Annotated in this window: 7 protein-coding genes and 1 pseudogene; all 8 read right to left on the bottom strand. The window is 71.9% G+C overall.

Going from position 1 to position 8,265, the window contains the following annotated elements; all coding sequences use genetic code 11:
• Positions 1–5: 5 nt before the first annotated feature.
• Positions 6–557, bottom strand: a complete 552-nt coding sequence (locus VNT59_RS02495; protein ID WP_325496296.1) for a hemerythrin domain-containing protein — start codon at positions 555–557, stop codon at positions 6–8.
• Entirely contained in the window at positions 554–1,180 is a 627-nt protein-coding gene (locus VNT59_RS02500) for a nitroreductase (RefSeq protein ID WP_325496298.1), read from the bottom strand. Before VNT59_RS02500 ends, VNT59_RS02495 begins: the two co-directional genes overlap by 4 nt.
• A complete protein-coding gene (locus VNT59_RS02505; RefSeq protein ID WP_325496299.1) occupies positions 1,146–2,402 on the bottom strand; it encodes an NnrS family protein in 1,257 nt (418 codons plus the stop codon). Before VNT59_RS02505 ends, VNT59_RS02500 begins: the two co-directional genes overlap by 35 nt.
• Before the next feature lie 14 nt (positions 2,403–2,416).
• Positions 2,417–4,822, bottom strand: coding sequence for an adenosylcobalamin-dependent ribonucleoside-diphosphate reductase (locus VNT59_RS02510; RefSeq protein WP_325496301.1), 2,406 nt, complete (start codon positions 4,820–4,822; stop codon positions 2,417–2,419).
• Positions 4,823–4,826: 4 nt separating this feature from the next.
• Entirely contained in the window at positions 4,827–6,092 is a 1,266-nt protein-coding gene (locus VNT59_RS02515) for an NAD(P)H-dependent flavin oxidoreductase (RefSeq protein WP_414708329.1), read from the bottom strand.
• Between the two features lie 325 nt (positions 6,093–6,417).
• Positions 6,418–7,167: a peptidylprolyl isomerase gene (locus VNT59_RS02520; RefSeq protein ID WP_325496303.1), complete on the bottom strand. Its 750-nt coding sequence runs from the start codon at positions 7,165–7,167 to the stop codon at positions 6,418–6,420.
• Positions 7,168–7,238: 71 nt separating this feature from the next.
• Positions 7,239–8,018 (bottom strand): respiratory nitrate reductase subunit gamma, encoded by a 780-nt coding sequence (narI, locus tag VNT59_RS02525; RefSeq protein WP_325496304.1) that lies wholly within the window; start codon positions 8,016–8,018, stop codon positions 7,239–7,241.
• Positions 8,015–8,265: pseudogene (locus VNT59_RS02530) on the bottom strand (nitrate reductase molybdenum cofactor assembly chaperone); the annotation flags it as partial. The pseudogene VNT59_RS02530 and the gene narI, both read right to left, overlap by 4 nt.

Here is an 8,265-nt window from a genome sequence, read left to right on the forward strand (position 1 = left end):
CGCGGCTACCTGACGCCGCGGCGGCGCATCATCTCCTCGCCCATCGCACGCTGCGCCGCTTCGCCGAGCACGGCGGCCGCGGCCGGGTAGGCCGTGCCTTCCTCGGCCTGGATGTGATCGTCGTACAGGCCTGCGAACGCGTCGAGCGCGGCGTCGTCCTCGGGCGAGGGCGCGGGCAGCTCGCCCGCCTGGATGCGCGCGAGCACCTGCCGCGCCTGCTGCCAGCGCGCTTCCATCTGCACGTGATCGCGCTGCAGCCGGCGAACCAGTGCCACGGTCTGCGGCTCGCCGGCGGCGAGCAGCGGCGGAAAGACGTGCAGCTCCTCGTCGCGATGATGCTGCGGCGCGGCCTGGTCGAAATAGCGCATCACGTCGCGCGCCGCGTCGCGGGCGCTCTGGTCCGCGCCATGGCCCGCCAGGTGCTCGCGCAGGCGCGCGAGCAGCGCCAGCATGCGGGCCACGCGCTCGTGGCAGGCGGCGAGCATCTCGAACGGCTGCTCGAAACCAGGCGCCGGCCCCGCCGACAGCAGGGACGACATGCGAATGGGTTGGCTCATGGCTGTGGGGGGAGGGAACTGACGTAGTGCGCGGGCGGCGGCCGCTCGCGCGAGGGCTTGCGGCGCACGGCGGTGCCCAGGCTCACGAAGCATACCGCCTGCTCGTGCTCGGCCAGCGCGAACAGCGCGCGCAGCCCTGGCGAGTCCAGGGCCTTGCCGCTGGTGAGCGCCGAACCGTAGCCCAGCGCCGTCGCCATCAGCAGCATGTTCTGGATGGCGCAGCCGGCGGAGATCAGCCGCTCGGCGGCCGGAACGTCCTCGCCCGCCACGCCGGTGCGCACCACGGCCAGCATCAGCACCGGCGCGCGGAAGGCTTTCTCGCGAGCCCGCGCCACCTGTTCCGGCGCCGCCAGCGGATCGCGCGCCAGCAACGCGTCGGCGAAGACCTGGGCCAGCCGCTCGCGCTGGGTCGCCGGCACCAGCACGAAGCGCCAGGGGACCAGTTCACCGTGGTCCGGCGCCGCGGCGGCGGCGCGCCAGATCAGATCGAGCTGCGCCTGGTCGGGGCCGGGCTCGGCCAGGCGCTTGGGCAGGATGGTCTGCCGGTGCTGGATCAGCGCCCATGCCCATTGCGCCGCAGCGCAGGGCTCAGCGGTGGCGGGGGGGTGGGGCAGCGCGTCCATACCGTGCACCATAGCGGAGACCCCAGGCCAGCATCAAGCCCGCCCACAGCAGCGCGGCCGCCGTCAGCAGCGGCTGCATGGGCCAGCCGGGCAGGGTCGCCGCGATCCGCAACAGCGTGGCGGCCTGCAGGCCCCAGAACAGGGTCCAGACGAAGTTGTCGGCGACCACCGGAAAGCCGCCGTGGCCCGCCGTCACGCGCGTCACCATGGCCAGCATCAGCGAGCCCAGCGCGCCCATGGTCAGCGCATGCAGCGGCGCCAGCGGCAGCGCCGCCACGCCCGTGACCGACTGCGCGAGCTGCGCGCCACCGGCCAGCGCCAGGGCGACACCGAACCAGGCAAAGCCCAGGTACAGCATCGACAACAGGCGAATGCGGATGTTCTGCACCCGCGCCCACAGCGCCGCCAGCCACAGCAGCACCGCGCCGGTGCCCAGCTCGACCGCGCCGCGCGCCAGGTGCCACAGCGGCTGGCTGCCCAGCAGTGGGTCGACCCAGGCGGCCGCGACCTCGAACACGCACACCGCCAGCAGCAGCCACAGCAGCGTGCCGTGCGGCCAGCGCCCGAGCCCGTCCGCGGGCGGCGGGGCGAAGAACGGAATCATCCGGTTGGCCACCGTCACGAAGACCGGCACCACGCAGCCCCACAGGCCGGTCAGCACGGCCAGGCGGGCGGCCGCCGGGCCGCCGAACGCCAGGGCCAGCGCGAGCCCGGCCAGGCTCAGGGCGCCGACCGCGAAGGCCGCGCCGACGATCTTGGGATGCAGCCGGTCGGACTCGCGGCTGGCGCGGATCAGGCGCCACAGCGCCGCGGTGGTCCAGCCGAAGCCGAGCAGCGGAAAGAGGAGCGCGATCTGCGCCAGCCGGGCGTGCCCATGGCTGGCCCCGAGCCACAGCAGCCAGCCGGCGCACTGGGCGGCCAGCGGCGGCCACAGCTTCGCCGCCGAGGGGCCGCGCACCTGCAGCCAGCGGGGCCCGGCGGTGAACAGGAAGCCGGCGAAGAACAGCGGAAAGAAGCCGAAGGTCATCACCCCCGCGTGCACCAGCGACGGCGCGACCGCCATCGGCGCGAGCGGCAGCCAGCCGCCACGCTGCAGTTGCACCCCCGCCCACCAGAGGCCGGAGGCGGCGAGCACCACCATGGCGAGGAAGAAGCCGAGCCGGTGCGGCCCGTCCAGGAGCCGGCGCCAGTGCCAGGCGCCGTCTCCGGCTGCTGCGCGCATGGAGCGATGCGGCGTCAGCCGCACGCGCCGATGTGGCCGCAGTGGGTGCAGTAGTCGCAGCCGTCCTTGCGGATCGTCGCGTAGGCGCCGCACTCGGGGCACTTGCGCCCCGTCATCGGGGCAGCCACGCCCTCAGCGCCCTCGCTGGCCGCCTGCTCGGCCAGGACCGGCGCGACCGGCGCGCCGGCGCGCCGGCTGGCGATGATGTTTTGCAGGGCATAGGCCATCGCCGCCACTTCCGAGTCGTGCCACATCGGCACCTGCGTGCCGTCGGCCTTGGTGTAGGTGCCCAGCCGCACCGGGCCGCGGTCCCACGCCACCTTGCGCATGTCGGCCAGCGCGCGGTCGAGGAAGCCGCCGCGCGCCGCCAGTGACAGCAGCCGCATGCTCGACGTCACCCACTGCTGCGACTCGCCGGTCTGGCCGACCGGCATGAAGAACTCGATCGCGCGCTCGCGGCCGTCGGCCAGCGGCATGAACGAAACCACCAGGTACAGGTGCTGCTTGCCTTGCTGGGTCCAGTATTCGATCTTCTCGGCGACCGCCGGCAGCCCGCCCTTGGGCCGGCTCGCGATCACCTCGTACATCGGGTCCGGCGGCATCACCGGCGCTGCGGCCGGCTGCGCCGGCGTGTCGGCCTGGAGCACGGCCCCGACGATGGTGTTGGGCCGGTAGGTGGCCAGGCCCTTCAGCCCGGCGTGCCACGCTTCCGCGTACAGGCTCTTGAAGTCCTCGTACGGGTAGTCGACCGGCACGTTGACGGTCTTGGAGATCGCCGTGTCGATGAACGGCTGCACCGCCTCCATCATGGCGATATGCGCCGACGCGGACATGGCCAGCGCCGACACGAAATACGGCGGCAGCTTCGAGGTGTCGCCGCCGAGCGCGCGGAACATGCGCCAGGCGTGGTCTTCGACGTCGTACTCGCTGATGCTGCCGTCGCCCTCGCGCTTGCGGCGCCGGTAGGTCCACGAGAACGCCGGCTCGATGCCGTTCGAGGCGTTGTCGGCGAAGGCCAGGCTCACGGTGCCGGTCGGGGCGATCGACAGCAGGTGGCTGTTGCGGATGCCGTGCTTGCGGATCGCCTGCTTCAGCGGCTCGTCGAGCCGGCTCGCGAAGGTGCCTTCCTGGAAATACCCGTCGGCCTTGAACGCGGGGAAGGGGCCCTTCTCGCGGGCCAGCTCCACCGACGCGGCATAGGCGGCGTCGCGCATGCAGCGGGCGATCCGGGTGGCCATCTCGCGGCCGTCTTCCTCGTCGTAGCGCAGGCGCAGCATGGCCAGCGTGTCGCCCATGCCGGTGAAGCCGACGCCGATGCGGCGCTTGGCGGCGGCTTCGGCCTGCTGCTGCGGCAGCGGCCAGAACGTCAGATCCAGCACGTTGTCCAGCGCCCGCACCTGGATCGCGACGGCGGCGGCGAAGCCCTCGAAGTCGAAATCGGGGGTGCCGGTGAAGCCGAAGGGGTGCCGGACGAAGCGCGTGAGGATGACCGGGCCCAGGTCGCAGCAGCCGTAGGGCGGCAGGGGCTGCTCGCCGCACGGGTTGGTCGCCGAGATCTGTTCGCAGTAGCGCAGGTTGTTGTCGCGGTTGATCGTGTCGGGAAACAGGATGCCGGGCTCGGCGAAGTCGTAGGCCGACTTCATCACGGTGTCCCACAGTTCGGCGGCCGGCAAGGTGCGGTACACCCACATGCCGTCGTCGCGCTGGTGGGCGCCCTGGGCCATCAGCGCCGCCCCCGGGCGCGCCGAGTGCACCAGCGGCCACGGCGCGCCTGCTTCCAGCGCCCGCATGAACGCCTCGGTGACCGCCACCGACACGTTGAAGTTGGACCAGCGGCCCGGCGTGCGCTTGGCCGTGATGAACTCCACCACGTCCGGATGGTCGATCCGCAGCACGCCCATCTGCGCGCCGCGGCGGGCCCCCGCGCTTTCGACGGTGGCGCAGGAATGGTCGAAGACGTCGATGTAGCTGCACGGGCCGGACGCGACCGAAGCGGTGGCCTTGACCTCGGCGCCGCGCGGGCGGATGCGCGAGAAGTCGTAGCCGACGCCGCCGCCGCGCCGCATCGTCTCGGCCGCTTCGCGCAGCGCCTCGTAGATGCCGGGGTAGCCGCCGTCGTCCTGGCCCTGGATGCAGTCGCCCACCGGCTGCACGAAGCAGTTGATCAGCGTCGCATGCAGCGCCGTGCCGGCGGCGCTCATGATGCGCCCGGCGCCGATGGCGCCCGCGCGCAGGTTGGCGTGGAACTTGGCCTGCCATTCGGCCCGCTTGCCCTCCGCCTCGACCGAGGCGAGCGCCGAAGCGACGCGGGCAAACAGCTCCTCGACGTCGGCCTCGCCCTCCTTCAGGTATTTCTCCTGCAGCACGTCACGGGTGATCGGCTGCACGGCCAGCGGGGCCAGGACTTCATCACGCTTCATTCTTTTATTCCTCGTGTTCGGTTTCCAGCACCGCCTCGGCGCGTTCGAGGGCCGGCCAGCCATCCATGTCGTTTTCCGGGACCCCAGGCGGCAGGATGCCACCGAGCAGCCATTGCATCAATTCCTGCACCGACCGGATGTGGCTGCCGAACGGCACCCGCCCCGCGCCGCGGAAGAACAAACCCTGGTTCACCTGGCCCGCAAGCGCATGGCCGAGGTACTTGTCGATGCAGAACTGGCCCCACGTGGCGTTGCCGTCGCGCAGTCCGCAGTGCGCCAGGCAGTCGAACCACTGGTTGCAGCGCTGCTCGTGCGCCTTGCCCTTGAGCTTGTCCTCCTGGCGCAGGTACCGGTCGAGCCAGGGCGTGCGCACCGCGCGTGCCGGCAGCCCGGCCACGCTGGTGAATTCCACGATGTCCTCGGGGCGGGCGCCGGCGAGGATGCGCTTGAATTCGGGATGGGCGTCGCACTCCCTGGTCACCGCGAACGCGGTGCCAAGCTGGACGGCGGAGGCGCCCAGGTCCTGCAGCCGCCGGATGTCTTCCACGCAGGAGATGCCGCCGGCGGGAATCAGCGGGATGCGGCCTTCCAGGCCGGCCGAGCGCAGGAAGGCCACCACCTCGGGCAGCACCACGTCGAAGTCGAAGCGGCGATCGCCCAGGTCGGCGACCTTGGCGGCGCCCAGGTGGCCGCCGGCCAGGCGCGGGTGTTCGATGACGATCGCATCGGGCAGGCGCCCCTTCTTTTCCCACTTGCGGATCAACAGCTGCACGCCGCGGGCGTCCGACAGGATCGGGATCAGCGCGACGTCGGGGTACTCGCGCGCGAGTTCGGGCAGATCCAGCGGCAGGCCGGCGCCGACCACCACGGCGTCGATGCCGCAGGCCAGCGAATGGCGCACGTAGTGTTCGTACTCCATCACCGCCTTCATCACGTTCACCGCGATCAGTCCGCGCCCGCCCGCAAGCTGGCGCGCGCGCGCGATCTCACGCTCCAGCGCTTCGAGGTTGGCCGTGTCGACGCGCTCCTTGGCGTCGGGTTGGCGCGCGACGTCGGCGGTGCGCGCCATCAGGTCGGGATGGTGGCGCCGCAGGTCGACCGAAGAGATCGTGCCGACGCCGCCGAGTCCGGCCACCGTGCCGGCGAGGCCGCCGGCCGAAATTCCGACGCCCATGCCGCCCTGGACGACCGGCAGCAGCGTCTTGCCGCCCACGCGCCACGGCCGAAGGCCGGAGCGGGCCGCGATCGCCTGCAATTGCGCGGCTGCCACCGCACCGACGCAGGGACGGGCCCCCGGGTCATCGGTCAAAGATTGTTCCACTCGTACTCCAAAATCATGCGGCATAGGCCAGTGCTACCGGTGGAGGCTATCGAAGCGGCCATGCGACTTTCTTGTGATGCGTCAAAGACAGGGATTTCTTCCTTCGTTCCACCCGGCGCGCGCCGGGCCGCGGCCCGCGATAGACCCAGCCCTCGCAGGGCCTTTCGCTCGGCGGCAATGATGCGCTGCCGCCGCGGCGGCAGCAAGCAGCGAGGCGGCAGCCGCGCGCGCGACGGGGACACCGCTTGACAGCGCCGCGCGAGGGCGCTGGCGCTTACTGCACCAGCGGCGAGTCGGCGCCGGCCAGCGCCACGCCTTCGATGGTGGCGCGGCCGGCCAGCAGCTGCATGTATTGGTGCAGCGCGCGCGCCCGCGACTGCTGCGCGAGCTGCATCGCGACCAGGTCGCGCGCCTGCTCGAACGCGAGCTGGCGCCCCGGCCGGCGATCGACGACGTCGACGATGTGCAGGCCGTAGCGGCTGTGCACCAGCCGCGGCCGCAGGCCGACGCTGCGCGGGTGCTGGCGAAAGAGCTCGTTGGCCAGCTCGGGCGCGCAGTCCTGCGGGCCGAACCAGCCCAGGTCGCCACCGGCGGCGCCGCTGGGGCAGTTGGAGAGCTCGCGCGCCAGCGCGCCGAACCGTTGCGAGTCGGCGCCCGCGTGGGTCAGTTCCAGCAGGGCCTGCTCGGCCCGGGCGGCGAGCTTGTTCACATCGACGCCGGCGGTGACCGCGAACAGGATGTGGCGGGCATGCACCTGCGCGCCATGCACGAACTGCGAGCGCCGCGCTTCGTAGTGGCGGCGGCATTCGTCGTCGGTCGGAACCGTGGGCGGCACCGCGCGGTCGAGCATCTGCTCGATCACCTGGCGGTCGCCGGCCGACAGCGCCGGCGCTTCGAGGTCGTCGTGGCGCGGCAGCAAGCCCTGGCGCACCGCCTCCTGGCGCAGCAGCTCGCTCCAGGCGCGCTCGCGCAGCGCCGGTTCATCGGGCCGCTCGCCGGCGGCGTGCAGCGCGATGCCGTTCACCGTGGCGGGCGCCCCATCCGCGGTTCCACCACCGCAGCCGCATCCGCCGCCGCATCCGGGTGCGCGGTCCATCATGCCGTCTTTCCCGGTTCGAGCACGAGGTCGGGCAGCGCCGGCACGGCGGTGGCCGTGGCCGGGGTCGGCGCGGCGCCGCGGACCGGCTTGAGCGTGCGGCGGGTGCGCACGACCTGGTACGGACGCACCAGGTAGGCGAGGGTGCCGAAGCCGCTCCACACGTGCACCAGCCGGGTGAACGGGAACACCAGGAACAGCGTCATGCCGAGGAACAGGTGGGCCTTGAACACCCAGCCGGCGTCGGCCAACATATCGACGGCGCCGGCACGGAAGGTGACCACCCGCTGCGCCCACTCGGCCAGCTTCATCATCAGGCTGCCGTCCAGGTGCTGCGCCGACAGCGGGATGGTGCTCAGGCCGAGCGCGAATTGCAGCCACAGCAGCACCAGCAGCACGATGTCGCTGGTGCGGGAGTTGATGCGGATGCGCGGGTCGGACAGACGGCGATGCAGCAGGATGGTGACGCCGATGAAGCCGAGGAGGCCGAACAGGCCGCCGGAGATCATCGCCATCAGCTGCTTGTGGCCGGGGGAAATGAACGGCTCGTACAGGAAGTGCGGCGTCAGCAGGCCCGCGCCGTGGCCGGCCAGCAGGAACAGGATGCCGACGTGGAACAGGTTGCTGCCCCAGCGCAGCTGGCCGGCCCGCAGCAGCTGCGAGGAGTCGCTCTTCCAGGTGTACTGGTCGCGGTCGAACCGGATCAGGCTGCCGGCCAGGAAGACCGTCAGGCAGATGTAGGGGTAGTACCCGAAGAGGAACTGGTTGACGTAGCTCATGGGCGGGCTCCCTCGACGGGGGTGTTCTTGCGGACGATGTGAATGGGTTGGGGCGTGCCGGGGCGGGCCTGGCCGAGATTGCTGCAGCCGCCGAAGGCTTCCGGCTCAGCCCAGCTCTCGTCGATCGGCGTTTCCGCCGCCACCGCCACGGCCTCCGCCTTGTGGCCGGCCAGTTCCAGCACGGCGGCCAGCACGCTGGCGTAGCGGCTCTCGCGCTGGCGCAGCGCACTGAAGATCGCGTTGAGGA

Origin of the sequence: Ramlibacter sp., from assembly GCF_035554825.1 — a bacterium.
GTDB lineage: Bacteria > Pseudomonadota > Gammaproteobacteria > Burkholderiales > Burkholderiaceae_C > Ramlibacter.